Origin of the sequence: Frondihabitans sp. PhB188 (assembly GCF_003752365.1) — a bacterium.
Classification (GTDB): Bacteria; Actinomycetota; Actinomycetes; order Actinomycetales; family Microbacteriaceae; genus Frondihabitans.
In genome coordinates this window covers 520,151-546,361 of sequence record NZ_RJUO01000001.1, presented here as the reverse complement: position 1 = coordinate 546,361, position 26,211 = coordinate 520,151, and the positions used below count along the sequence as shown (strand labels likewise).

Genomic DNA, 26,211 nt, shown 5'->3' with positions numbered 1-26,211 from the left:
TCCGCGCAGACTACGCTGGGAGGCGTGGTCACACTCGATGCCGTCGGCGCAGCCGTCGAACGCCTCTGGCCCCTCAGCGGCGCCTCCTCCTGGGACTCCCCGGGGCTCGCCGTCGGCGATCCCGCTTCGGAGGTCCGGCGCATCCACCTCGCCGTCGACGCCGTGCTCGACACCGCCGACGAGGCCGTCGAGCTCGGGGCCGACCTGCTGCTCGTGCACCACCCGCTGCTGTTCCGCGGTGTGACGACGGTGGCGGAGTCGACGACGAAGGGCGCCGTGATCGCTCGGCTGATCCGGGGATCCTGCGCCCTCCTGGCGGCCCACACGAACGCCGACGTGGTCGTCACGGGCACATCTCGCGCCATCGCCTCGCGCCTCGGGCTGACCGGACAGCGTCCCATCGAGGCGAGTACGCCTGACACGGGCATCGGGATCGTCGGTCGCGCCGCGCAGCCGATCACCCTCATGGCCCTCGCGCGCGCCCTCTCGGACTTCCTCCCGCCGACGGCCGGGGGAGTCCGCGTCGCCGGCGACCACGACCGCGTGGTCGAGACGATCGCCCTCTGCGGAGGGGCCGGCGACTCCCTCCTCGACGACCCGTCGGTCGTCGCCTCCGACGTGTACATCACGAGCGACCTGCGCCACCACCCCGCCTCCGACGCCCGCGACCGCATGCTGCTCGGCCGAGGCCCCGCCCTCATCGACATCTCGCACTGGGCGAGCGAGTGGCTGTGGCTCGAGCAGGCGGCCGTCGAGCTCCGCGCCGAGCTGCCCGGCGTCGAGATCACCGTGAGCGAGCTCCGCACCGACCCCTGGGACTTCGCGGTCGTCCGCTGACCCGCCCCCTTTTTCGACACACGATCCGAGTGAGAACCCCATGCCATTGACAGCCAGCCCCGCCGACCAGGCCCTCCTGCTCGACCTGCAGCGACTCGACACGTCTCTGCAGCAGCTCGCGCACCGCGCTCGCGCCCTTCCCGAGAACGCGAAGCTGGCCGACATCGAGAAGCAGGTCGCGTCCCTGCGGGTCCGCCTCACCTCCGAGGAGGCCGTCTCGGAGGCGGCCCAGCGCGAGCTGACCCGCGTCGAGTCCGACGTCGCCGTCGTCGACGCCCGCGTCGAGCGCGACAACGCGCGCCTGCAGACCTCCTCGTCGCAGAAAGACATCCAGGCCCTCGAGCAGGAGCTCGCCGCCCTCGCCGGCCGCAAGAGCGACCTCGAAGACACGGAGCTCGAGGTCATGGAGCGGCTCGAAGGGGCGAACGGCGTCGTCGCCGGCACGCGGGGCGAGCTCGACGAGCTCGGTGCTGCCCGCGCCGCACTCGAGGCTGCGCGCGATGCGTCGCTCGAGGTCGTGGAGGGCGAGCGCGTGCAGGCCACGGCCGATCGTGCGACGCTCGCGGGCCGAGTTCCTGCGGACCTCCTGGCCCTTTACGAACGCCAGCGCGAGCGCTACGGAGTCGGCGCCTCGCACCTGCGCGCCCGCGTGTCGAGCGCGAGCGGTGTGGAGCTGACCGGCAGCGACCTGGCCATGGTGCGCGCCGCCGCCCCTGACGACGTCGTGCTCTGCCCCGACAGCGAGGCGATCCTGGTGCGCACCGACGAGTCGGGCATCTGAACCCCTCTAGACTGGGTGACGCGAATGGGTCGGCAAGACGGTCGCGTCGCCTCACCTCCGGGTGCGGCGCCGAGGAACGTCCGGGCTCCACAGAGCAGGGCGGTGGGTAACACCCACCCGGGGCAACCCGCGAGACAGTGCAACAGAAAGCAGACCGCCACGGCGCACCTCTTCGGAGGTCGCCGGGGTAAGGGTGAAACGGTGGTGTAAGAGACCACCAGCGGTTCGGGTGACCGGCCGGCTCGGTAAACCTCGCCCGGAGCAAGGTCAGACAGAGAACGATTCAGGCGGCTCGCCGAGTTCTCGGGTAGACCGCTGGAGCGCTGCGGCAACGTAGCGCCGAGATAGATGACCGTCCATGCCGTGCAGCGCCGAGAGGCGCTGCACGGCAAGACAGAACCCGGCGTAGCAGCCGGCCCATTCGCCCCCGGATCTCTCTGGGAGATCAGTCTCCCTGGGAGATCAGTCTCCCTGGGAAATCAGTCTCTCTGGGAGATAAGTCCCTTCGAGCGATCAGAACTCCGGCTGCGACTCCGCGGCCAGAGCGGCGGCACCCATGATGCCCGCGTTGTTGCGCAGCTTCGCCGGCACGATCTCGGCCCGCAGGCTGAGCAGGGGCAGGAACTCGTGGTACTGCTTCGACACTCCGCCGCCGACGACGATCAGCTTCGGGTACAGCAGCGCCTCGAGGCGCGAGTAGTACTTCTGCAGGCGCTTGGCCCAGTGCTTCCACGACAGCTCGTCGCGCTCCTTGGCGGCGAACGACGCCTTCGTCTCGTAGTCCTTGCCGTCGATCTCGAGGTGGCCGAGCTCGGCGTTCACGATCAGCACGCCGTCGTTGATCAGCGCCGTGCCGATGCCCGTGCCCAGCGTCGTCATGATGACGAGGCCGTCGACGCCCTTCGCGGCGCCGTAGCGCGCTTCGGCGTAGCCGGCCGCATCGGCGTCGTTCACGAAGTGGATAGCGCGACCGAGCGTGCTCTCGAAGAGCTTCTCGGCCTCGAAGTCGATCCACTTCTTCGACACGTTCGCAGCCGACAGCGTCTTGCCGTCCATGATCGCCGCCGGGAAGCAGACGCCGACGTGCAGGTCTCTCGCATCGTCGCCCAGCTCGTCGAGGATCTCCTTGACGACGCCGACGATGTCGTCGGGCTCGCCGCCCTTCGGGGTCGACTTCTTGATGCGGTCGGTGACCAGCTCGCCGGTCTCGACGTCGACGATCGCGCCCTTGATGCCGGTGCCGCCGATGTCGATGCCCACAGCCTTGTTTGCCACGGTCGTGCCTCTCGTTTGAACGCTAATAGGTGGTGAGAACTTCTGCGCCGCGCTCGGTGACGACGAGCGTGTGCTCGAACTGCGCGGTGAGCGAGTGGTCGCGGGTCGCGACGGTCCAGTCGTCGCCCCAGATGTCGGCGTCGATGCCGCCGAGGGTCAGCATCGGCTCGATCGTGAAGACCATGCCGACCTCCATGACGTCGTCGAACTGCGGAGCGTCGTAGTGAGGGATGATCAGCCCCGAGTGGAACGCCCGGCCGACGCCGTGCCCGGTGTAGTCGCGGACGACGCCGTAGCCGAAGCGCTTGGCGTACATCTCGATGGCGCGGCCGACGACATTGACCTCGCGACCCGGCGCGACGGCCTTGATGCCGCGCTCGAGGGCGAGGCGGGTGCGCTCGACGAGGTCGACGACCTCCGGGGTGCCCTCCCCGACGACGAAGGTGCGGTTCGTGTCGCCGTGCATGCCGTCGAGGTAGGCCGTGATGTCGATGTTGATCAGGTCGCCGTCCTCCAGGACGGTGTCGTCGGGGATGCCGTGGCAGATGACCTCGTTGACCGACGTGCAGACCGACTTGGGGTAGCCGCGGTAGCCGAGCGTGGACGGGTACGCCCCGTGCGAGACGACGTAGTCGTGGCCGACGCGGTCGAGCTCGTCGGTCGTGACTCCGGGGCGGATCGCCTCGCCGACGGCCGTGATGGCGTCGGCGGCGATGCGGCTGCTGCGGCGGATGGCCTCGATCTCGTCGGGGGAGTAGAGGTCGCCCAGACCGGTCTCGTGGGGCTCGGCGTGGCCGACGTACTCGGGACGGTCGATCGACGGCGGGACCGGACGCTGCGGCGAGATCCGGCCGGGGGTCAGGTGACCGCGTGAATCCCGGGGCATGCGATCCAGCTTAGGGTCTCGGCCGTGCGGCGGGTGACCGCAGGGACGCATCAAGGCTGTCCACTGTCGCTCAGCGGGGAACCCGTCTAAGCTCCGGCTAACTGAATATCTGTCGACTTTTTCGCTGAGCCGACGTGAGAAGAATGCGACACCCGAATGTCCTTCCCGATCTCTCCGATGCGAACGGCGACGGCCTCCGTGGTCGTGGCGCTGTGCGTCGCGCTGACCGGATGCGCGCTGATCCCCGGCGCGCCCGGCGGCGGCAGCACGCCCCTGCCCACCGTCACGTCGGCGCCGTCCACGAAGGCGAAGACCTCGCCGGCGGTCACCGATGCCCAGATGGTGCAGTGGCTCGACAGCGCGCCGGTTCCTACGCTGTGCACCGCCCCGGCCGGCACCCTCGAGGCGGGCCGGCTGCCGGCGTTCACCGGTCAGGCCGGTCAGGAGGTGGGCCTGCCCTGGGTGACCGACGCGCGCGGCCGCCTCAAGCAGGACCTCATCGCGCTCGGCACGTTCGGCCCCGGAAGCGCGACCCTGATCGCCACGCCCCTCTGGTGCACCGGGGGAACCTCCTCGACCGAGCAGCTCGCGATCTACCAGAGCGCAGGAACGAGCCTCAAGCTCGTCACCACCTTCGATCTGGGCGCGGCGAAGCAGGCGAACGCCCACGTCATCAAGATCACCGCCGACGACGGCCGCCTCGAGGTGCTCTGGGGGACGCCGGCGATCGACCAGGACTCGAGCGACACGGGCCTCTGGTCGCGGGCGTCGTTCGTCGTGGTCGGAAGCATCATCACGGAGTCGGGCCTGCAGTCGAGCGCGAGCGTGCCGCAGTAGGCTCCAGCTCATGGCTGAAGAATTCTGGTTCAACACGAAGACGCACCAGGTCGAGGAGGGCATGGTGTCTCCCGCCGTCGACCGCGCCGGCCCGTACGCGACCCGCGAAGAAGCTGAGCACGCCCTCGCCCAGATCAAGGCGAACAGCGACCGATGGGCCGCCGAAGAGGCCGAAGACCGCTAGAGGACGGTCGGGCGGTACGTGATCGGCAGGCGCCGGTCGCGACCGAACGCCATGCCCGAGATCTTCGGCCCGATCGCGCCCTGGCGGCGCTTCCACTCCGAGCGGTCGACGAGCTTGGTCACCTCGGCCACCACCTCGGCGTCGTAGCCGAGGGCCACGACGTCGGCGGCACCGAGCGCCTTCGTGATGTACGCGTCGAGGATCCCGTCGAGGATCTCGTACGGCGGCAGGGTGTCCTGGTCGACCTGGCCGGGGCGCAGCTCGGCCGACGGCGGCTTCGTGATCGAGTTCTCGGGGATCGGGCCGCGCAGGCCCTGCGCCTCGGCGAACTCGTTGCGCCAGCGGGCGAGCTCCCAGACCATGGTCTTCGGGACGTCCTTGATCGGAGCGAACCCGCCGACCGAGTCGCCGTAGATGGTCGAGTAGCCGACCGACAGCTCGGTCTTGTTTCCCGTCGTGAGCACCAGGTGGCCGTCGAGGTTGGACAGCCCCATCAAGATGAGGGCCCGGGCCCGCGCCTGCACGTTCTCGGCGGCGAGTCCCGTCAGCTTCAGTTGACGCTCGAACGGCTCGACCAGGTCTCTGATCGGCTCGACCGAGTACTTCACGCCGATGCGCTCGGCCACATCGTCGGCGTCGCTGCGCGAGTGGTCGGACGACCACTGCGAGGGCATGGACACGCCGTAGACCCGGTCGCCGCCGAGCGCATCGGCCGCGATGGCGGCGCAGACGGCCGAGTCGATGCCACCCGAGAGTCCGAGGATGACCGATGTGAAGCCGTTCTTCTGCACGTAGTCGCGGAGGCCGGTGACCAGGCCGTCCCAGAGCTGCTGGCGGTCGTCGGGCAGCTCGGCGACGTCGGGAGCGATGGGCTCGAGCTGGCCGAAGGCCGGGGTCTCGACGTCGACGCGACGGATGCCGGCGGGCATGGTGCGGCCGGTCGAGTGCTCGGGATCGAGGTCGACGACGAGCAGGTGCTCGCGCCACTGCGGGGCCCGCGCCACGATCGTGCCGGCACCGTCGACGACGACGCTGTCGCCGTCGAACAGGAGGTCGTCCTGGCCTCCGACGATGTTCACGTAGGCGACGAACGTGTCGTTCTCGGTCGCGCGGTGCTGGACCAGGGGCAGGCGCACCTCGTCTTTGTCGGCGATCCACGGGCTGGCGTTGACGACGAGCAGAACGCCCGCGCCCGCCTCCATGACGCGGGCGACCGGGCCGCCGTCGCGCCAGAGGTCTTCGCAGATGATGAGCGCGACGTCGATGCCCTTGACCCGCACGACGAGCAGCTCGTCGCCAGGGATGAAGACGCGGTACTCGTCGAAGACCGAGTAGTTGGGCAGGTGGTACTTCGCCGTGGTGGTCACGACACGCCCGCCCTGCAGCACGCTCGCGCAGTTCTTCGCGATGGCGGTCGGCGCGTTGGAGGTGTCGAGCAGCCTCGGCTCGAACGGCCCGTCGGGGTGCCCGACGATCACGGCGAGATCGCCGAGGCCCTCGGCCTCGAGACGCTCCGCGAGCTTCTCGACCGCGTGACGCGAGGCCTGGAGGAAGCTGGGGCGGGAGGCGAGGTCCTCGATCGGATAGCCGGTGAGGCTCATCTCGCCGGCGGCGACGAGGTCGGCGCCGGCCTCTCGGGCTGCTTTCGCGGCGGCGACGATCTGGTCTGCGTTGCCCGCCAGATCGCCCACGGTGGGGTTTGTCTGAGCGAGCGCCAAGCGGAGTCGGGGCATGTCCACTAGCCTACTGATGGCGCTTCGCCGCCCGGTCGGCACACGCAGAAAGGCCTGAATGGACAAGCAGACGGACTTCGTTCTTCGCACCATCGAAGAGCGGGGCATCAAGTTCATCCGACTCTGGTTCACCGACGTGATCGGGACCCTGAAATCGGTGGCCATCGCGCCCGCCGAGGTCGAGGGCGCATTCGCCGAGGGCGTCGGCATCGACGGCTCGGCCATCGAGGGCCTCACCCGCTCCTACGAGGCCGACGTGCTGGTGCACCCCGACCCCACCACGTTCCAGATCCTCCCGTGGCGCGGTACCGAAGACCCCACCGCCCGGATGTTCTGCGACATCGCGACGCCCGACGGCGCGCCCGGCGTGTCCGACCCGCGCAACGTCCTCAAGCGCACGCTGGCCCGCGCCGGCGACCGCGGCTTCACGTTCTACACGCACCCCGAGGTCGAGTTCTACCTGCTCAAGTCGTCGAAGGTCGGCCCCGAGGGCCCCGAGCCCGTTGACCAGGCCGGCTACTTCGACAACGTCCCCGGCGGCACCGCCCACGACTTCCGCCGCCGCTCGGTCCGCATGCTCGAAGACCTCGGCATCTCGGTCGAGTTCAGCCACCACGAGGCGGGCCCCGGCCAGAACGAGATCGACCTGCGGTACGCCGATGCGCTGACGATGGCCGACAACATCATGACCTTCCGCACCGTGGTGAAGGAGGTGGCGATCGAGCAGGGCGTGTACGCGACCTTCATGCCCAAGCCCCTCCAGGGCCACCCGGGCTCCGGCATGCACACGCACCTCTCGCTCTTCGAGGGCGACGCCAACGCGTTCTACGAGGCCGGCGCCGAGTACCAGCTGTCGAAGATCGGCCGCCAGTTCATCGCGGGGCTCCTGCGCCACGCGCCCGAGATCACCGCCGTCACGAACCAGTTCGTGAACAGCTACAAGCGCCTCTGGGGCGGCGACGAGGCTCCGAGCTTCGTCACCTGGGGTCACAACAACCGGTCCGCCCTCGTGCGCGTTCCGCTGTACAAGCCCAACAAGGGCCAGTCGAGCCGGGTCGAATACCGCGCGATCGACTCCGCGGCCAACCCGTACCTCGCCTTCTCGCTGCTCCTGGCCGCCGGCCTCAAGGGTATCGAGGAGGGCTACGAGCTCCCCGCCGAGGCGGAGGACAACGTGTGGAGCCTCACCGACGCCGAGCGCCGCGCCCTGGGCTACAACCAGCTGCCCGCCAGCCTCGACCACGCCCTGTCGCTCATGGAAGACAGCGAGCTCGTCGCTGAGACGCTGGGCGAGCACGTCTTCAACTACGTGCTCAAGAACAAGCGCCAGGAGTGGAAAGACTACCGAGCTCAGGTGACGCCGTTCGAGCTCCGCTCCAACCTCGAGATGCTCTAGCAGCCGCACCCCTGCGAGACCTCCCGTGCCCCGATCTGCGACCGCCCTCACCGATCTGGCACGGGCGGGGTTCGCCGACCTCCGGGTGAGCCGCGACCTGCTCGACGCTCTCATCGACGTCGAGCCGCAGGTCGCCGAGTTCGTGCGCGCGCTGTCGCAGAGCCCCGACCCCGACGGCGGGCTGCAGAGACTCAGCCGCCTGATCGAGCGGGCTCCGGAGGCGGTGGGCGAGTTCCTGCGCGCGGAATCCCTGCCGAGCCCGACGGCGAGCGAGGAGCGCCCCGGCGACCGGCTGATGCTCGTGCTGGGCGCCTCGGAGGGGCTGGCCGACTTCCTGTGCCGGCGCCCCGCCTCGCTGCGGAGCCTGCTGCGCAAGACCTGGACGGTCCCGCACCAGGACGACTACGAGCGCGACCTCCTGGCGGCCGTCGCCGGCCTGACCGGCGACGACGCCCGGACGGCCCTGCGCGTGGCCTACCGCGAGCACCTGGTCTCGCTGACCGCGTTCGACCTGTCGCTCTACGACCCGGTCGCCGGCCTCGACGTCGTGGCGGCCGCGCTGGCCGACCTGGCGGGGGCCGCTCTCGAGGCGGCTCTCGATGTCGCGCGCCGTGAGGTGTCGTTTCCCGAGCACGAGATCGGACGCACACGGCTGGCCATCATCGCCATGGGCAAGGCGGGCGCCCGCGAGCTGAACTACATCAGCGACGTCGACGTCATCTTCGTCGCCGACGCCGCCGACGGCCTCGACGCCGAGCGAGCCGTGCAGATCGCGACGCGGCTGGCCGTGCACACGACGCGCACGCTCTCCGACCTCGCGCCGGAGGAGCCGCTCTGGGAGGTCGACGCCAACCTGCGCCCCGAGGGCAAGAACGGCGCGCTGGTGCGCACGCTCGCCTCGCACGTCGCCTACTACGAGCGCTGGGCGAAGCCGTGGGAGTTCCAGGCCCTCCTGAAGGCCCGTCCGATCGCCGGAGACCTCGCCCTCGGCGGCGAGTACGTCGAGAAGCTCGCGCCGATGGTGTGGCGCGTGGCCTCGACCGAGAACTTCGTCGAGTCCACGCAGCGGATGCGGGAGCGTGTGCTGTCGCACATCCCGCCCGCGGAGGTCGACGTGCAGCTGAAGCTCGGGCCCGGGGGCCTCCGCGACATCGAGTTCACGATCCAGCTGCTGCAGCTCGTGCACGGCCAGGGCGACCCCGACATCCGCCAGCGCTCCACGCTCGGGGCGCTCGGCGCCCTGGCGATCGCGGGGTACGTCGGCCGCGCCGAGGCGGCCGAGTTCGACCGCGACTACCGCGAGCTGCGTCTGCTCGAGCACCGGATCCAGCTGTCGCGCATGCGCCGCACCCACCTGATGCCGCGCGGTGAAGACGCCCTGCGCGTGCTGGCCCGGGCGACCGGGCTCGCCCCGAGCGCCGAGGAGCTCCGCGAGCACTGGCACGGCATCCGCCGCCGGGTGCGCCGGCTCCACGAGCGCCTGTTCTACCGGCCGCTGCTGTCAGCCGTGGCCCGCCGCCCCGAGGAGGAGCTCTCGCTGAGCACCGGCTCGGCCGTCGCCCGCCTGCAGGCGATCGGCTTCCGCGACCCCAAGGGCGCGCTCGCCCACATCGCCGCGATGACGGCTGGCGTCTCGCGCCGCGCGAGCATCCAGCAGCATCTGCTCCCGGCCATGCTGCAGTGGTTCGCCGACGGCACCGACCCCGACCTCGGCCTGCTGGCCTTCCGCCGCCTGAGCGACGGGCTGGGTGAGACCTACTGGTTCCTGCGCATGCTCCGCGACTCGTCGGGCGCCGCCCAGCGGCTCACGACCGTGCTGTCGAGCTCGCGCTTCGTCGCCGACCACCTCGAGCGCATCCCGGAGGCTGCGGGCTGGCTGGAGTCCGACGACGACCTGCGTCCGCGCACCCTCGACGAGCTCCGGGCCGAGGCGAACGCGACGGTCGCACGGCACGAGGGCGACGACCAGGCCGCCCAGGTGCTTCGGATGGCACGGCGCCGCGAGATCCTGCGCCTGGCCCTCGGGGGCATCGTCGGCGTGATCTCCATCGACGAGATCGGCCGCGGCCTGTCGGACATCATGACGGCCGCCATCGGGGGAGCCCTCGACCTGGCGCGCCGCGGCGGCCGGGCCGACGGTCTCGAGTTCGCCGTCATCGCCCTGGGCCGCTACGGGGGGCAGGAACTCGGGTTCGGCAGCGACGCCGACGTGCTCTACGTCTACCGCAGCCTCGACCCCGCCGACACGACCGCTCAGGCGCGGGCGGTGGCCATCGTGGCCGACCTCCACCGCCGCACCGGCGACCCGCAGATGCCCCTCGACCTCGACGCCGGGCTCCGCCCCGAGGGCAAGAACGGCCCCGTCGTGCGCTCCCTCGACTCGTACGCCGCCTACTACGGCCGTTGGGCGCTCACGTGGGAGGCCCAGGCGCTGCTGCGGGCGCGCGGCGCCGTCGGCGACGCCGGGCTGCTGGCCGACTTCGAGTCGCTCGCCGACACGGTGCGGTACCCGGCGCGGCTGTCCGAGCAGGACGTCCGCGAGGTGAAGCGCCTCAAGGCCCGCGTCGAGTCGGAGCGCCTTCCCAAGGCGGCCGACCCGACCCGTCACCTCAAGCTCGGGCGCGGCTCGCTCAGCGACGTCGAGTGGTTCGTGCAGCTGCTGCAGCTGCAGAACGCCGCCACCACGCCAGGCCTCCGCACGCCGTCCACGCTCGACGCCCTCGCGGCCTCGGTGGAGGCGGGGCTCGTGACGGTGCGCGATGCCGACCGGCTCCGCGACGCCTGGGTCATCGCCTCGCGGGCCCGCTCGGCGGTCATGCTGTGGACGGGGCGCACGAGCGACAGCCTCCCGGCCGACCGCCGCCAGCTCGAGGCCGTCGCCCGCCTCCTGGAGTACCCGCCGAACTCGGCCAGCCAGCTCGAAGAGGACTACCTCGCCGTGACCCGTCGTGCGCGCCACGTGTTCGAGGCCGGTTTCTACGGGCTCGAGAAGTCGCCTGAGCCGAGCGTCTGACACGCTCCCGCAGGCCCGGGCGTCTCTGCGACACGCCCGGGATGCGCTGCTCGGCGACAGCCCGGCGAAAAACTTGAGCTGTACCCCGGAATCGAGCGTTGTACCCCGCAGAATGTGACGGCCAGGTTACGAGGGCGTGTCCCCCGATCATCGGCGGGACGAGTGCCGCCGACGGGGGCCAACCGAATGGGGGTCATGGCGGAGCCGCTGTCGAGACGAGGCCCCCGCCCAAGCGCCTGCTGGCCTGCACGCGATGCTGAGCATGGCTCGGAGACACCGCGGACCTCTCAAACGGGGGACACGAATAGGCAGAGAGTGCCGGGCGTGTCTCGTGTCGGCATTTCGCACGACACGAAACCGGGGACTCCGACGTACCCCGATCGGCGAGGGCCGCTCGCTCCGTGCGGACCGCTTGTAGCCCCGTATCGATTGGGCTAGAAATTGAGTCACCCGAACGACCGATTCCCCGATGACGCGGAAGCCACCCCCACCGAGTACATGCAGGCGGCACCGTGCTGACGTTCATTCTTCAAATCCGACACGAGATCCAGGGACACCCCGAGGTGTACCTGTTCTCGGTCTACTCGATCATGATCTGGGTCATGTGGATCATCAAAGTGGTGATCTCCCGGAACTACCGTCCGTTCACCGGGCACTTCACCGGCACCGCCAGTGTCGTGGTCCCCGTGGTGGACGAGCCAGAGGACCTCTTCAGGGACGTCATCGGCCGCATGGTCGAGCAGGGTCCTGACGAGATCATCGTCGTCATCAACGGCAAGCCCAACCCGACGCTGCAGGCCATCTGCGAGGAGTTCGCGCCCCTCGTCACCTGGACGCACACGCCGATCCCGGGCAAGCGCAACGCCGTCATGATCGGCACGGAGCTGTCCAAGGGCGACATCACGGTGCTGGTCGACTCCGACACCGTCTGGACTCCCGGCACGCTCGAGGAGCTCCTCAAGCCGTTCGCCGAGGCGAACATCGGCGGCGTCACGACGCGTCAGCGCATCCTGGAGCCCGAGCGCAGCTGGATCACCCGCTGGGCCGACTGGCTCGAGAACAGCCGCGCGCTGTACTCCATGCCCGCTCAGAGCGTGCTCGGCCAGATCGGCTGCCTCCCGGGCCGCACGATCGCGTTCCGTCGCGACATCCTCGTCCGCGTCATGGACAAGTTCATGACCGAGAAGTTCATGGGCGTCTTCCTCGAGGTCAGCGACGACCGCACGCTCACGAACCTCACTCTCAAAGAGGGCTACCGCACCGTGTACCAGTACACGAGCCTCGTCTACACGGACGCCCCGCTGAAGATCAAGAAGCTCTTCAAGCAGCAGCTCCGCTGGGCTCGCGGCAGCCAGTACAACACGCTGCGCATGATGCCCTGGATGCTCGGCCACGCGCCGATGCTCGCGTTCTTCTTCGCGATGGACATCGTGCTCCCGTTCGTGCTCCTCGGCGTCGTCGGCGGCTGGATCTACAACGGCATCACCGGTCAGGGAATCAACCTCTACACGGGGATCCTGCACGAGTACGGCTTCCGGGCAGGCATCCTGGCGATCGTCGCCCTGATGGTCCTCTCGTCGGTCCTCAGCATGGCGATCCGCCAGATGCGCCACCTCAGCGAGAAGCCGGGCGACTTCATCCGGCTTCCGGTCTTCATCATCGTGTCGACGTTCTTCCTGATGCCCATCCGCATCATCGGCTTCTTCCGCATGGGCCACTCGGCCGGCTGGGGGACCCGAGCCGGTGCCTACAGCGGCGGCGAGGTCACCGAGGAGGTGGCCGCCGAGGTGGAGCGTCGCGAGGAGACCATGGTCACGCCCATCGACGCCCTCGAGGCCCAGTTCGACGACGTGCCCGGTCAGCCCTCGGTCGACACCCTGTTCGACTTCGGCACGCAGGCCGACCCCGAGTCGGGCACGGTCCTGATCAAGAGCCGTCGCGCCGCCACGACCGCGGTCGTGGACGCACCGACCCCCAAGGCCGCACCCCGCCGCCGCTTCAACATGAAAGCCGGATGGCCGTACCTCATCGGTACCGCGATCCTCGTCCTGGAGGCACTCTTCATTGTCTGAGTACCGAGAGTCCGTGATCACCCCGCTCAGCCGGCCCGCCGGCAGCGCCTGGTGGACCACCGGCAAGAAGAACTCGCGGATGAGCGCGCTGGGCGCCACGATCATCGTGGTCGCGCTCGCCCTCATCACGTGGCTGGTCTGGATGTCGCCCACCGACAACGTCGTGCGCAAGGTCGTCGGCGATGTCGTCAAGCCCATCTCGACGAACATGGAGCTGAAGAACGACCGCGCCGACCTGCTGACGCAGCTCGTCTCGACGAAGTCGCGGATCAACGACCAGTCGGCCGAGCTCGCGAAGCTCAAGACGGAGCTCGCGGCAGCGACCGGCAAGTCGACCGCCCTCGAGACGAAGCTCTCGAAGGCCATGGCGACGTCCTCCAAGTCGGCCGGCCAGGTGAAGGACCTCAAGTCGCAGATGGCCTCGTCGGGATCCTCGGCCTCCGGCACCGCGGGCTCCGGCACGTCGAACGCGGCCTCGTCGGGTTCGACGACTCCGACGACGACGACGGGCGAGACTCCGGGAGCGCCGAGCGGCGGCACCACCACGACGCCGACCAGCCCCATCGTGACCGGACCGACCATTCCGACCACGCCCAGCCTCGCGTCGATCAAGAAGCCCACCTCGAAGTACTTCGGCCTCTACACGCAGCAGTCGCCCTTCAACTGGGCTGAGAACGACGACGTGTCGTCGAAGGTCGGCGTCAGCCCGAACATGTCGGGCTACTTCCAGGGCTTCGACTCCGACTTCCGCGCCGATGCCGTGCAGCGCTCGTGGGCCAAGGGCCAGCTGCCGTTCCTGACCTGGGAGACCCAGCCGCTCAAGGCCGCCAACAACCTCAACACGCAGCCCGACTACGCGCTCTCCAAGATCATCGGCGGCGACTACGACGCCTACCTGACCAAGTACGCGAAGGCCGTGGCCGCCAACAAGCAGCCGCTCGCCATCCGCCTCGACCAGGAGATGAACGCCGACTGGTACCCCTGGGGCGAGAACACCAACGGCAACTCCAAGGGCCAGTTCGTGCAGATGTGGGACCACGTGCACCAGATCTTCGCCGACAACGGAGCCAACGACTACGTCGTCTGGGTCTGGTCGCCCAACCGGGTCGACAACCTGAACTCCACTCGGTCGCAGCAGGCGTACCTGGCGAACTACTACCCCGGTCCCGACGAGGTGGACTGGGTCGGGATGTCGGGGTACCTCCGCCCGCCGTACTCGAACTCCGAGACCTACTCGTTCCAGCACACGTTCCAGAACACGCTGACGCAGCTCCGGGCGATAGCCCCGGACAAGCCGATCGTGCTCTCCGAGATCGGAGCCAGCGAGAACGGCGGCCAGAAGGCCAAGTGGATCACCGACCTGTTCACGAACCTGGACGCCCCCGTCAACTCCGACATCATCGGCTTCGGCTGGTTCAACCACACGGTCACGTCGACGACGAACGGCACCCAGTACACCAACGACTGGCGCATCGACTCCTCGGGCAGCTCCATCACGGCCTTCACGAACGGCATAGCCACCGTCCAGGACCAGTACAAGCTGAAGCCCACGGGGTAGGCGCCCACCACGCCTCCCCACCCGGCTGCCGCGGTGTCTCGCACCGCGGCAGCCACCCCCTCATCTGCTCCACAACCACAGGTACGTTCGGCGTACCCGCATCAGGGAGACCATCATGACCGCATCGAAGAAGCCCTCCGCCTCGGCGGACAGCGCCCCCAAGCCCGTCATCTCCGTCATCGGCACCGGCTACCTCGGCGCCACCCACGCGGCCGCCATGGCCGAGATGGGATTCGACGTCATCGGCGTCGACACCGACCCCGCGAAGGTCGAAGCGCTCAGCGCCGGCCGCGTCCCGTTCTTCGAGCCCGGCCTGCCCGAGCTCATCGTCAAGCACGTCGGCACGGGCCGCCTCCGCTTCACCAGCGACCTCGCCGACGCCGTGTCGCTCGCCGACGTCCATTTCATCTGCGTGGGCACCCCGCAGCGTCGGGGCAGCCACGCCGCGAACCTCACCTACGTGGAGGCCGCCACGAAGGCCGTCGCCGAGTCGCTCAGCCACGACGGCATCATCGTCGGCAAGAGCACCGTGCCGGTCGGAACCGCGGCACGGCTCCGCAAGCTGGTGGCCGACGCCAAGCCGGCCGGCATCGACACCCAGGTCGTGTGGAATCCGGAGTTCCTGCGCGAGGCCCACGCAGTGGAAGACACCCTGCGCCCCGACCGCATCGTCTTCGGCGGCACGGACGCCAAGAGCGAGGCGATCCTCCGCGAGGTCTACGCGGCCCCGATCGCGACCGGAACGCCGGTCATCTCGTGCGACCTCGCCACCGCCGAGCTCGTCAAGGTGAGCGCCAACGCGTTCCTCGCCACTAAGATCTCGTTCATCAACGCCATCTCCGAGCTGTGCGAGGTCGCCGGCGCCGATGTCCGCGTCCTCGCCGATGCGCTCGGCCACGACGACCGCATCGGCCGCAAGTTCCTGAACGCCGGTCTCGGCTTCGGCGGCGGCTGCCTCCCGAAAGACATCCGCGCCCTGATGTCGCGCGCCAACGAGCTCGGTGCGGGCCGCGTCGTCGGCCTGATGCAGGAGGTCGACGAGATCAACATGCAGCAGCGCCAGCGCGTCATCGACCAGGCGATCGACGCCTGCGGCGGATCGGTGCTCAACCGCAAGCTCGCCATTCTCGGCGCGGCCTTCAAGCCCGACACCGACGACGTCAGGGACTCGCCCGCCCTCAACGTGGCCGCCGCACTGCACCTGCGCGGCGCCCAGGTGCTCGTGGTCGACCCGGAGGCCTCGCAGACGGCCCAGCGCTCGTTCCCGACGCTGTCGTTCGCCGACAGCCTCGACGAGGCCGTCACCGACGCCGACGCCGTGCTGCTGCTCACCGAGTGGCCCGTCTTCGTCAACGCCGACCCGGAGCACCTCGCCGAGCTCGCCGCCAACCCGGTCGTGCTCGACGCCCGCAACGCCCTCGACTCCGAGGTGTGGTCGGCCGCCGGCTGGGAGGTGCGCCCCCTCGGTGGGCGCATCGTCGCTCGCCAGCGCCGCGTGCTCGAGGGAGCCGCGCTTCCCGCGTAGCCAGTCCCGTCCTCTCGAGCGTCGGCCTCGCCCCTCCGGGGGCGGGGCCGTTCGCGTGTCCGCAGCGGCCGTCGTCTCCGGCCCGCCCCTCCGCACGACGGAGCCCCGCCCGTCCGCACGACGGAGCCCCGCCTCCCGCGCGAACGCGGGGGCGGGGCTCCGGGGGAGACGACGGCGTGCTACACGCCGAAGTACATCTCGAACTCGAACGGGTGAGGACGCTGCGCCATCGGCAGGATCTCCTTCTCGCGCTTGTACGCGATCCAGGTCTCGATGAGGTCTTCGGTGAACACGTTGCCCTTGGTGAGGAACTCGTGGTCCTCCTCGAGAGCGAGCAGAGCGGCGTCGAGCGAGGCGGGGACCTGGGGAATGTTCTTGGCCTCCTCCGGGGGGAGCTCGTAGAGGTCCTTGTCGACGGGCTCGTGCGGCTCGATGCGGTTCTGGATGCCGTCGAGGCCGGCCATGAGCTGGGCGGCGAACGCGAGGTACGGGTTCGAGGCGGCGTCGGGGACGCGGAACTCGATGCGCTTGGCCTTCGGGTTGGTGCCCGTGATCGGGATGCGGATCGCAGCCGAGCGGTTGCCGGCCGAGTAGACCAGGTTGACGGGGGCCTCGAAGCCCGGGATCAGGCGGTGGTACGAGTTGATCGCCGGGTTCGTGAACGCGAGCACGGCGGGGGCGTGCTTGAGCAGGCCGCCGATGTACCAGCGGGCGAGGTCGCTGAGTCCGCCGTAGCCGTTCTCGTCGTAGAAGAGCGGCTTGCCGTCCGACCAGAGCGACTGGTGCGTGTGCATGCCCGACCCGTTGTCGCCGAAGAGCGGCTTCGGCATGAAGGTCGCGACCTTGCCCCACTGCTCCGCGGTGTTCTTGACGATGTACTTGAACTTCAGGATGTCGTCGGCCGCGTGGACCATCGTGTCGAACTTGTAGTTGATCTCCTGCTGGCCGCCGGTGCCCACCTCGTGGTGCGCACGCTCGAGCTCGAGGCCGGAGTCGATCAGCTTGAGGCTGATGTCGTCGCGGAGGTCGGCCGTCTTGTCGACGGGCGAGACCGGGAAGTAGCCGCCCTTGTAGGCGGTCTTGTTCGCGAGGTTTCCGCCCTCTTCGGCGCGTCCGGTGTTCCAGGCGCCCTCTTCGGAGTCGACGGAGTAGAACGAGCCGTTCTGCTTGACGTCGTAGCGCACGTCGTCGAAGACGTAGAACTCGGCCTCGGGAGCGAAGAAGGCGGTGTCGGCGATGCCGGTGGAGGCGAGGTAGCGCTCGGCCTTCTTCGCGACCTGACGGGGGTCGCGCGAGTAGAGCTCGCCGTTGCGCGGGTTGAAGATGTCGAACACCAGGATGAGCGTGCGCTCGGCGCGGAACGGGTCGACGTAGCCCGTGGTCACGTCGGGGATGAGCTGCATGTCGGACTCGTGGATCGACGCGAAGCCGCGGATCGACGAGCCATCGAACAGCTGACCGACGGAGAAGAACTCCTCGTCGACCGTGGATGCGGGGATGTTGAAGTGCTGCTGGACACCGGGAAGGTCGGTGAACCGGATGTCAAGGAACTTGACGTCGGTGTCCTTGATGAAGCTCAGCACCTCGGAAGAATCTTTGAACATACGCGAAGTCTCTCCAATGGCGTGGAACGTGGGCGAAAGCTGGACGCCTCCAGTCATGAGGCTATTGACGGGGGGTTTCGGTGCGGTGACCAGAATGTTTCCGGGATGTTACGGGTGCCATGCTCAGAGTGCTCCCGCAGGGCATCGATAGGCTCATCCCCATGTCGAGCAGCGCCCCGCCCCCACTCCCGCCGAGCGACGACCGCCCGCCGTATCCGGGGCACGACCTCGGGCTCCCCGAGTCGGGTCCGCGCTCGATCGGCCGGTTCGGCCGACGCCTGATCGCCCTGGTGATCGACTGGGGGATCGCCGTGCTGGTCTCGGTGCTGTTCTTCCACTACAACTCGCTTGCGACGCTCGGCGTCTTCGCGCTCATGCAGATGCTGTTCATCATCACCCTCGGCGGCAGTCTCGGCCATATCGCCTGCCGCATGCGGGTCGTGCCGCTGCCGACCGGGTACATCGGCGTGTGGCGGCCCATCGTCCGCACGATCCTGCTCTGCCTGGTGATCCCCGCCGTCATCTACGACCGCGACCAGCGGGGCCTGCACGATCGCGCCGTCGGCGCTGTCCTGGTCAGGATCTAGCCTCGAGCGCGACTCGCGATCAGCGCGGACGCCCCGAGCGCATGCGCATCGGGTCGACGCCCTTGGGGATCGGCAGCTTGTTCTGGCCGAGCGACTCGAGGCGGTTCGACACGGCGAGCACCTCGTTGCGATCGATGGCCTTCTTGACCTTGTTCATGCGACGAGCCAGCTTGTGCAGCGGGATCGAGTCGGCGTCGGTGCCGACACTGAGGACGGTGATCGGGACGCCGGGCGTGATCCGCGCGACCTTGCGCTTCTCTTCGTCGACGATCTTCTGGGTCTGGCCCCGGGTGCCTTCGGTCACGAGGACGACGCCGGGTCGGCCGATGGCGCGGTAGACGGCGGCCTGGCTGCGGCCGTTGACGGCGACCGGCATCTCGCTCGCCCGCCACTGGCGACGGAGGCCGCTCTTGAAGACGGCGCCGACCGCTCCGGGCTGGCCGGCGATCTGCGAGTAGGCGGCGCGCTCGGCGAGGCGTCCGAGCACGAGCATGAACAGCAGCACGCCGAGCATGACGCCGACGACGATGTAGAGGATCGTGCCGAGGATGTTGCCCCCGGCGACGAGAGCGAGCACGACGAACGCGATGACGGGCACCACGAACGACGCCAGCATGAGCCAGATCGACTTGGGGTCGTGACGCCGGGTCATGGTGAAGACCTGGTACATCTGCTTGATGCGACCGGGCTCTTTTTCAGGGGTCGAAGATGCGTTCTCCGAAGACTTGCTGCGTGCCATGCTGACTAGGATACGTGGTCCCGCGCCGGGTGGCGGTCCGGCTTCGGGTTGCGCGCGGCCCGCGTTCCTCCCCGCGGGGATCGGTCCACAGGGTCCCCGATGATCCACAGGCGCAGGAACTTCCGTCCGGCCCCCCTCCCGCTCCGCCAGGCTCGACGGCATGTCCTCCTCCGTCGCCGCGGCCGTCGCGGCCCACGTGCTCGCCGAGTCGCCCCGCGCCCGCCTCCTCGTCTGGCCGTCCGCCCCACAGACCGTCGCGAAGGTCTTCCTCGGTCCCGACGGCCGCCGCCGGGCGCTGGCCGCCGCCGCTGCGCTGGCTGCGGTCGACCACCGCCATATCGCGCCCCTCCTCGGAGTCGTCGAGGTCGACGGCCGTCCGGCCGTGCTTCTCCCGCGCCTCGAGACGCGGCCCATGTCCGAGCTCATCGCTGCGCGCGGGCGCCTGTCGGCGGGCGAGGCGGTGACGCTGCTGGTCCCGCTGCTGCTCGCGCTCCTGCACGTCGAGCGGCGCGGCCTCGACGACCGCGTCGATCTCGCCTCGAGCCTGACGCTCGATGACGTCCTGCTGGACGCCAGCGGGGCGCCCGTGCTCGTCAGCCTCTCGGCCGCACCACCGCGGGGTGCCGTCAGCCTCACGCGGGACGCCGGTGCCGCCGGGGCGGCCCGCCGCATCGTAGCCGAGGTGCTGGCGTCGACCCCGGGCGGTCGCAGCACCGTCCGGACGGCGCTCGGCGACGCGACCCGACCCGGAGGCTCCGGCATCGACTCTCTCATCGAGCTGCTCTTCGACCTCGACGATCCTGCGCCGCTGGAGGAGCCGCTGGCGCGGCCCGCACCGCCGCCCGCAGCGTCGACCGACGCGCCGCCCCCTGCGCCGCCCGCGCATCACCTCGACGGCGTCGTCCCGGGCCTCGACCTGGCGCGCGCCGCCGTCGGCGAGCCCGGCGGCCTGGCCGCTGACGCATTCGGCCTGGCTGCGCACGTCATCGGCCGCGCCGTGGCCGCGGCGCGCGATGTCCGCCCGAAGGTCTGGCTCGGTGCCGGGGTCGTGGCGGCATCCGCCTTGGGCGGCCTCGTCCTGACCGCGACGGAGGGTCCGCCCGCCGAGCCCGGCACCCGGTCCGGTCCTGCCCCGGCACGAGCCGACGCACGGCGCACTGATCCCCCCGAGGCGGCCGGCCGCTCATCACCGCCGGTCTCCACCGGAGGCACGACAGCCGACGCTCTCCTCCGCGGCGACGACGCGACCGCGGCCGCCCGAGTGCTGCTGCGCCTCCGCGAGGACTGCCTCACGGCGCTCGACGCCGCATGCGTCGCGGGTGTCGACCAGGCCGACTCGCCGCTGCTGGCCGACGACCTGGCGGTGGTGGCTGATCCTGCGCGTCTGGCGGAGGCGCGTTTTCCGAGCATCGCCGGGATGGCGGGGGAGTACGGCGGGGCCGTCCTCTTCGAGCTCGGCACCGGCCCGGACGACGAACCGGCCTCCCTCCTCGTGACGAGGACGGAGGCCGGTTGGCGACTGCGAAGCCTAGGCTGAGGCTTGCGGGTGGAGCTAGATGCCGAGCTTCCCGGCGAAGTCGCCTCCCTCGAGGCGGTTCTTGACCGCGACGAGGAAGCGGGCGGCGTCGGCGCCGTCGACGATCCGGTGGTCGTACGAGAGCGCCAGGTAGACCATCGAGCGGATCGCGATCGACTCGGAGCCGTCGGCCGTGACGACGACCGGCTTCTTGACGACGATGCCGGTGCCGAGGATGGCCACCTGCGGCAGGAACACCACGGGGGTGTCGAACAGCGCGCCGCGCGAGCCGGTGTTGGTCACCGTGAAGGTGCCGCCGGACAGCTCGTCGGGGGTCAGCTTGTTGTCGCGGGTGCGACCGGCGAGATCGGCGATCGACGCGGCCAGGCCGGCCAGGTCGAGCGACGCGGCGTTCTTGATCACCGGGGTGAGCAGGCCGCGCTCGGTGTCGACGGCCATGCTGATGTTCTCGGTGTCGGGGTAGACGATCGAGTCGCCCTCGACGGTGGCGTTCAGCTTCGGGTAGGCCTGCAGGGCCTCCGCCGCTGCGAGCGTGAAGAACGGCAGGAACGACAGCTTGTTGCCGGTCTTGGCCTGGAAGTCGCCCTTGACCGCATCGCGGAACTTCGCGACCTTGGTGACGTCGACCTCGACGACGCTGGTGAGCTGCGCGGTGGACTGCATCGACTCGACGGCGCGCTGGGCGACGACCTTGCGGAGGCGGGTCATCGGCACTGTGGTGCCGCGCAGGTCGGACACCGGCAGCGGCTCGTAGGCCGACGAAGCGGCGGGGGCCGAGGCGGCGGGAGCAGCGGAGGAAGGAGCGGCCTTCGCAGCGGCCTCGGCCGCGGCCAGGACGTCTTCCTTGCGGATACGGCCGCCGACGCCGCTGCCGGAGAGCGTCGACAGGTCGATGCCCTTCTCGTTGGCGAGCTTGCGGACGAGAGGGGTGACGTAGCCGACGGGCCCGCCGGCCGAAGCCGGGGCTGCGGGCGCAGCGGGCGCCGGAGCAGCGGGTGCGGGCGTGGCAGGCGCGGGAGCAGCGGGCGCTGCAGGTGCCGGTGCGGCGGCGACCGGAGCCGGCGATGCGGGTGCCGCGGCGGCCGGAGCCGGGTCGACGGCCGGAGCGGGCTCGGGAGCCTCGGCCGGGGCGTCCTCGCCGGGGGCGGGCGCTGCATCGGAGGGGACCTCGGCGGGAGCCTCGGTGGCGGGCGACGGCGACTCGTACCCTTCGGACGACTCCTCGGTCTCGGAGTCCGCGGCGGGGGTGTCATCGGTCGATGCCGGACCGGTGCCCGGAGCCTCGGCCTCAGGGGCATCGCCCGTGCTTCCGGTATTGCTGCCGTCGCCGATCTTGACGAGGGCGGTGCCGACCTCGACGGTCTCGTCCTCGGCGACGAGGATCTCCTCGATCACGCCCGCGATCGGCGACGGGATCTCGGTGTCGACCTTGTCGGTCGAGACTTCGAGCAGAGGCTCGTCGACCTCGACCCGGTCGCCGACATTCTTCAACCAGCGGGTGACCGTGCCCTCGGTGACACTCTCACCGAGTGCCGGGAGGTTGACGGATTCGCTCATCAGGGGAACTCCTTCTGCGGTTCTAACTATGAATTGTGGGACAGCGCCTCGGCGGGGATGGTGCTGTGAAGCTACATCGCGTGGAGCGGCTTGCCGGCAAGCGCCAGCATCGCCTCGCCCAGGGCCTCGTTCTGGGTCGGGTGCGCGTGGATCAGGCTCGCGACGTCTTCGGGGTAGGCCTCCCAGTTGACGGTGAGCTGCGCTTCGCCGATGAGCTCGCCGACGCGGGCGCCGATCATGTGGACTCCGATGACGGGGCCGTCGACGACGCGGATGACCTTGATCGACCCGGCAGTGCCGAGGATCGAGCTCTTGCCGTTGCCAGCGAGGTTGTAGTCGTAGGCGGCGATCTTGTCGGCGCCGTACTTCTCGGTGGCCTTGGCGGTCGTGAGGCCGACCGAGGCGACCTCGGGGTCGGAGTACGTGACCTTCGGGATGTTCGCGTCTTCGATGACGACCGGCTTGAGGCCGGCGATCTCCTCGGCGACGAAGATGCCCTGCTGGAAGCTGCGGTGGGCGAGCTGGAGGCCGGGGACGATGTCGCCGATGGCGTAGACGCCGGGGACGCTGGTCGCGAGGCGCTCGTCGGTGAGGACGAAGCCGCGGTCCATGGTGACGCCGACCTCCTCGTAGCCGAGGTCGGCGGTCACCGGGCCGCGACCGACAGCGACCAGGAGGATGTCGGCCTCGAACGTCTTGCCGTCTTCGAGCGTGACGACGACGCCCTGGTCGTCCTGGGTCACGCTCTGGAAGCGGATACCGAGACTGAAGGCGATGCCGCGCTTGCGGAACGCCCGCTCGAACGACTTGGAGATCGACTCCTCCTCGTTGGGGACGAGGTGGGGGAGAGCCTCGATGATCTGCACCTCCGAGCCGAAGGACTTCCAGACGCTGGCGAACTCGACGCCGATCACACCGCCGCCGAGGATGGCGACGCGCTTCGGGATGTAGTCGAGCTCGAGGGCGTGCTCGCTCGTGATGACGCGGCCGCCGATCTCGAGACCGGGCAGGCTGCGCGAGTAGGAGCCGGTGGCCAGCACGATGTGCTTGCCGGTGATGGTGTCGTCGCCGACCTGGATCGTGCTCGGCGACGTGAGGCGGCCGGAACCGGCGATCGTGGTGATTCCGCGCGACTTGACGAGGCCCTGCAGGCCCTTGTACTTGTGCTCGACGATGTCGCGGCGGTACGTCGTGACGCCGGCGATGTCGATGCCGTTCAGCTGCGTGTGGACGCCGTACTTGGCCGACTCGCGCGACACGTCGGCGACCTCGGCCGCGTGCAGGAGCGCCTTGGTGGGGATGCAGCCGCGGTGGAGGCAGGTGCCGCCGACCTTGTCTTTCTCGACGAGGGCGACGGAGAAGCCCAGTTCGGAGGCGCGGAGGGCCGCGGCGTAGCCGCCGCTGCCGCCACCGAGGACCACCACGTCAAAATTCTGTTCCGACACCCAGCAACTCCTTCGTGCATTGGCCAAGGAGGCGGCCGTGGTCGCGGATGTCGACCACGGCCGCACGCCTTGCAAAACGGCGGGTTTCTCCCGCCCTCAACTACCCTAGTACGCCGCTCAGAACGAGACTGCCAGGTCGATCAGAGTCCTGACGGCGATCCCCGTGGCGCCCTTGGTCGTGAAGCCGTAGCCGCCCGCCTTGTTCTCGCTCGGGCCGGCGATGTCGAGGTGAGCCCACGGGATCAGCTCGTCGGTGCCCTCGCGCTTCCCGACGAACTCCTTGAGGAACACCCCCGCGAGCAGCATGCCCGCAGCCGTGTTGCCCGGAGTCGCGTTGACGAGGTCGGCGACGTCGGAGTTGAGCCGGGCGCGCAGCTCCGGGGCGAGCGGAACCCGCCAGAACGGCTCGGACGCCCCGTCGGCGACCTCGACGACCCGAGGCGCGAAGTCGTCGGTGCCCATGACTCCGACGTAGCGCATGCCGAGGGCGACGACCTGCGCACCGGTGAGGGTGGCGACGTCGACGATGGCGTCGGGCTGCTCCTCGCTCGCAGCCGAGATGCCGTCGGCGAGCACGAGCCGGCCTTCGGCGTCGGTGTTGGTCACCTCGACGGTGGTGCCGTTCTTGATGGTGAGGACGTCGTCGGGGCGGATGGGGTCGGCGCCGAGCATGTTCTCGGAGATGCAGAGCCACGCGGTCAGGCGAACGGGCAGGGCGAGACGCGCGGCGGCGATCGTCACGGCGAGAACCGTCGCGGCGCCGGTCATGTCGTACTTCATGCCGAGCATGGCGCCGGCCGGCTTCAGCGAGAGCCCGCCGGTGTCGTAGGTGATCCCCTTGCCGACCAGTGCGAGGTGCTTGGCGGCGCCGGCGGGGGAGTAGGCGACCTTGACCAGGCGGGGCGGGCGTGCCGAGCCCTGGCCCACGCCGACGATGCCGCCGAATCCTGCGTCGCGCAGCTCGTCGCCCGCGAGCACGGTCACGGTGAGGTCGCCGGACGGCGACTCTGCGGCGAGGCGGACGGCCTCGTCGGCGAGAGCAGCGGGCGGCAGGTCGATCGGGGGCGTGGCGACGAGGTCGCGGACGGTGTGGACGGCGGTGGCGACGGCTGCGGCCTTCTCGACTGTCGCGGCGTCGACGGCGGCGGCCGTGACGAGCTCGATCGACGACGCGACGCGACGGGTCGGGCTGGCCGAGGTGTGCTTGTAGGTGTCGAAGACGTAGGCGCCGACAGCTGCGCCCTCGAGCACGGCGAGAGCCTCGGCCTCGTCGGCGACGGGGAGGCCGAGAGCGATGCGGTCCTTTCCGGTGAGCTGGCGCGCGGCGGATCCGGCGGCGTAGCGGAGAGTCTCGATCGAGACGGCGCCGCCGAGGCCGACGAGGGCGACCACGGGTGCGCTGCCGATCGGCGCCGCACCCTCGCCGAGGGCCGAGGCGGGAAGGCGCGTGAGCTCGTCCTTGCCGGCGACCACCCCGAGTTCCTGCAGGGAGCCTGCCAGCACCGGGGCGTCCCAGAGCAGAGTGGGCGGCTCGTCTCCCTTGCCGGGGGTGACTCCGATGACGAAGACCTCGGCATCGGTGGCTTCTGCGGACACGGTGAGAGCGGCGACTGTCATGCCGTCGATCGTATCGAGGTGTTCGCTGTCAGCTTGCCTCCGGCGGACGTTCGCGAGGGTGCGCGTGCCTAGCATTGACAGCATGTCCGATCCTGCAGACCTGTACCAGCTGTCGCCCGACTCGTCCGGCGTGCCAGCCGGGCTCCCGCTCGTCGCGGCACTCACCGGGTTCGCCGACGCCGGCTCGACCGTGGCGCAGATCACCCAGTACCTCGGCGACACGCTCGACGGCGACGTCGTCGCGACGTTCGACGCCGACATCCTCCTCGACTACCGCGCACGCCGCCCCATCATCACCTTCGATCAAGACCACATCGCCGACTTCCAGGCCTCGACGCTGACCCTGTCGCTCATGAAGGACGAGATCGGCCAGCAGTTCCTCCTCCTGTCGGGCTTCGAGCCCGACTTCCGCTGGGAGGCGTTCACCTCGGCCGTGATGCAGCTCGTCGAGCGGTACGGGGTGTCGACCACGACGTGGGTGCAGGCGATCCCGATGCCGGTACCGCACACGCGCCCCCTCGGCGTCACCGTCTCGGGCAACCGGGTCGACCTCATCGAGTCGCTCTCGGTCTGGCGCCCCACGACGCAGGCCCCCGCGAACGCGCTCCACCTGGTCGAGCTCCGCCTCTCGGCGACGGGCCACCCCACCGCCGGCTTCGTGCTCCTGGTGCCTCATTACCTCGCCGACACGGAGTTCCCCGACGCCGCGGTCACCGCGCTGTCGAGCATCAGTGCCGCGACGGGGCTCATCTTCCCGAGCGACAGGCTGCGCGAGGAGGGGCGCGAGTTCTTGAGCAAGGTCGACGAGCAGGTCACGGGAAACCAGGAACTGACACGCCTCGTGCAGACCCTCGAAGAGCGTCACGACACCTACATGGAGGGCAACCCCCTGCCCTCGCCGCTGATCGGCCTCGACGGACAGGTCCCGAGCGCCGACTCGATCGCGGCCGAGCTCGAGAAGTTCCTCTCGACCCGCCAGGTGGACGACGACGGCGGCCCCTCGCTGGGCTAGAGCCCCGGCCCCGCTA

At 69.8% G+C, this 26,211-nt stretch carries 20 protein-coding genes and 1 other RNA gene; 13 read left to right on the top strand and 8 right to left on the bottom strand.

Annotated elements, in window-relative coordinates; genetic code table 11:
- The first annotated feature begins 24 nt into the window (after positions 1–24).
- The 3 genes from EDF46_RS02550 (at position 25) to rnpB (ending at position 2,042) form a co-directional block, all read left to right on the top strand.
- The gene (locus EDF46_RS02550; RefSeq protein WP_123504696.1) at positions 25–837 is read left to right on the top strand and encodes a Nif3-like dinuclear metal center hexameric protein; all 813 of its coding nucleotides are present in this window, start codon (positions 25–27) and stop codon (positions 835–837) included.
- 40 nt (positions 838–877) lie between these two features.
- Positions 878–1,618, top strand: coding sequence for a zinc ribbon domain-containing protein (locus tag EDF46_RS02545; RefSeq protein ID WP_148061123.1), 741 nt, complete (start codon positions 878–880; stop codon positions 1,616–1,618).
- A gap of 25 nt (positions 1,619–1,643) precedes the next feature.
- Positions 1,644–2,042: RNase P RNA component class A (rnpB, locus tag EDF46_RS02540), an RNA gene on the top strand.
- Positions 2,043–2,131: 89 nt separating this feature from the next.
- Here the strand turns inward: rnpB and ppgK are convergent.
- Together ppgK and map are read right to left on the bottom strand one after the other, a co-directional pair.
- Positions 2,132–2,893: a polyphosphate--glucose phosphotransferase gene (gene ppgK / locus EDF46_RS02535; protein ID WP_123504694.1), complete on the bottom strand. Its 762-nt coding sequence runs from the start codon at positions 2,891–2,893 to the stop codon at positions 2,132–2,134.
- A gap of 22 nt (positions 2,894–2,915) precedes the next feature.
- Positions 2,916–3,779: a type I methionyl aminopeptidase gene (gene map, locus EDF46_RS02530; RefSeq protein ID WP_123504693.1), complete on the bottom strand. Its 864-nt coding sequence runs from the start codon at positions 3,777–3,779 to the stop codon at positions 2,916–2,918.
- A 177-nt stretch (positions 3,780–3,956) separates the two neighbouring features.
- Here map and EDF46_RS17940 point away from each other — a divergent pair, with 177 nt between their 5' ends.
- Positions 3,957–4,616, top strand: coding sequence for a hypothetical protein (locus EDF46_RS17940; protein WP_158614135.1), 660 nt, complete (start codon positions 3,957–3,959; stop codon positions 4,614–4,616).
- Positions 4,617–4,626: 10 nt separating this feature from the next.
- Positions 4,627–4,800 (top strand): SPOR domain-containing protein, encoded by a 174-nt coding sequence (locus EDF46_RS02515; RefSeq protein WP_123504690.1) that lies wholly within the window; start codon positions 4,627–4,629, stop codon positions 4,798–4,800.
- Here the strand turns inward: EDF46_RS02515 and EDF46_RS02510 are convergent.
- On the bottom strand, positions 4,797–6,533 hold the full coding sequence (locus EDF46_RS02510; protein ID WP_123504689.1) for an NAD+ synthase: 1,737 nt from the start codon (positions 6,531–6,533) through the stop codon (positions 4,797–4,799). The two genes, EDF46_RS02515 and EDF46_RS02510, sit on opposite strands and share 4 nt — an antisense overlap.
- A 58-nt stretch (positions 6,534–6,591) precedes the next feature.
- Here EDF46_RS02510 and EDF46_RS02505 point away from each other — a divergent pair, with 58 nt between their 5' ends.
- The 5 genes from EDF46_RS02505 to EDF46_RS02485 all read left to right on the top strand — a co-directional run bounded on the left by EDF46_RS02505 (position 6,592) and on the right by EDF46_RS02485 (position 16,097).
- Positions 6,592–7,929, top strand: a complete 1,338-nt coding sequence (locus EDF46_RS02505; protein WP_123504688.1) for a glutamine synthetase family protein — start codon at positions 6,592–6,594, stop codon at positions 7,927–7,929.
- 25 nt (positions 7,930–7,954) lie between these two features.
- A complete protein-coding gene (locus EDF46_RS02500; protein WP_123504687.1) occupies positions 7,955–10,942 on the top strand; it encodes a bifunctional [glutamine synthetase] adenylyltransferase/[glutamine synthetase]-adenylyl-L-tyrosine phosphorylase in 2,988 nt (995 codons plus the stop codon).
- A 512-nt stretch (positions 10,943–11,454) separates the two neighbouring features.
- Positions 11,455–13,014, top strand: coding sequence for a glycosyltransferase (locus EDF46_RS02495; protein WP_123504686.1), 1,560 nt, complete (start codon positions 11,455–11,457; stop codon positions 13,012–13,014).
- 13 nt (positions 13,015–13,027) lie between these two features.
- Positions 13,028–14,572, top strand: coding sequence for a glycosyl hydrolase (locus EDF46_RS02490; protein ID WP_123504685.1), 1,545 nt, complete (start codon positions 13,028–13,030; stop codon positions 14,570–14,572).
- Between the two features lie 115 nt (positions 14,573–14,687).
- Positions 14,688–16,097, top strand: a complete 1,410-nt coding sequence (locus EDF46_RS02485) for a UDP-glucose/GDP-mannose dehydrogenase family protein (protein WP_123504684.1) — start codon at positions 14,688–14,690, stop codon at positions 16,095–16,097.
- A 179-nt stretch (positions 16,098–16,276) separates the two neighbouring features.
- On the opposite strand, the gene glnA is transcribed toward EDF46_RS02485, so the two are convergent.
- Complete coding sequence (gene glnA, locus EDF46_RS02480) at positions 16,277–17,701, bottom strand: type I glutamate--ammonia ligase (protein WP_123504683.1); 1,425 nt, start codon at positions 17,699–17,701, stop codon at positions 16,277–16,279.
- A 161-nt stretch (positions 17,702–17,862) separates the two neighbouring features.
- Here glnA and EDF46_RS02475 point away from each other — a divergent pair, with 161 nt between their 5' ends.
- Entirely contained in the window at positions 17,863–18,288 is a 426-nt protein-coding gene (locus EDF46_RS02475) for an RDD family protein (RefSeq protein WP_123505163.1), read from the top strand.
- Positions 18,289–18,307: 19 nt separating this feature from the next.
- Here the strand turns inward: EDF46_RS02475 and EDF46_RS02470 are convergent, their stop codons facing one another.
- Complete coding sequence (locus EDF46_RS02470; RefSeq protein ID WP_123504682.1) at positions 18,308–19,027, bottom strand: DUF4191 domain-containing protein; 720 nt, start codon at positions 19,025–19,027, stop codon at positions 18,308–18,310.
- A gap of 160 nt (positions 19,028–19,187) precedes the next feature.
- Here EDF46_RS02470 and EDF46_RS02465 point away from each other — a divergent pair, with 160 nt between their 5' ends.
- Entirely contained in the window at positions 19,188–20,564 is a 1,377-nt protein-coding gene (locus EDF46_RS02465; RefSeq protein ID WP_123504681.1) for a hypothetical protein, read from the top strand.
- Positions 20,565–20,579: 15 nt separating this feature from the next.
- Here the strand turns inward: EDF46_RS02465 and sucB are convergent, their stop codons facing one another.
- From sucB to EDF46_RS02450, 3 genes are all read right to left on the bottom strand, one after another.
- Positions 20,580–22,121, bottom strand: a complete 1,542-nt coding sequence (sucB, locus tag EDF46_RS02460) for a 2-oxoglutarate dehydrogenase, E2 component, dihydrolipoamide succinyltransferase (RefSeq protein WP_123504680.1) — start codon at positions 22,119–22,121, stop codon at positions 20,580–20,582.
- A gap of 71 nt (positions 22,122–22,192) precedes the next feature.
- Positions 22,193–23,566, bottom strand: coding sequence for a dihydrolipoyl dehydrogenase (lpdA, locus tag EDF46_RS02455; RefSeq protein ID WP_123504679.1), 1,374 nt, complete (start codon positions 23,564–23,566; stop codon positions 22,193–22,195).
- A 117-nt stretch (positions 23,567–23,683) separates the two neighbouring features.
- On the bottom strand, positions 23,684–25,183 hold the full coding sequence (locus EDF46_RS02450; protein WP_123505162.1) for a leucyl aminopeptidase: 1,500 nt from the start codon (positions 25,181–25,183) through the stop codon (positions 23,684–23,686).
- An 82-nt stretch (positions 25,184–25,265) separates the two neighbouring features.
- Here EDF46_RS02450 and EDF46_RS02445 point away from each other — a divergent pair, with 82 nt between their 5' ends.
- Positions 25,266–26,195 carry a proteasome assembly chaperone family protein gene (locus EDF46_RS02445; RefSeq protein ID WP_123504678.1) on the top strand — a complete coding sequence of 310 codons (930 nt, stop codon included), beginning with the start codon at positions 25,266–25,268 and terminating at the stop codon, positions 26,193–26,195.
- Positions 26,196–26,211 lie beyond the last annotated feature (16 nt).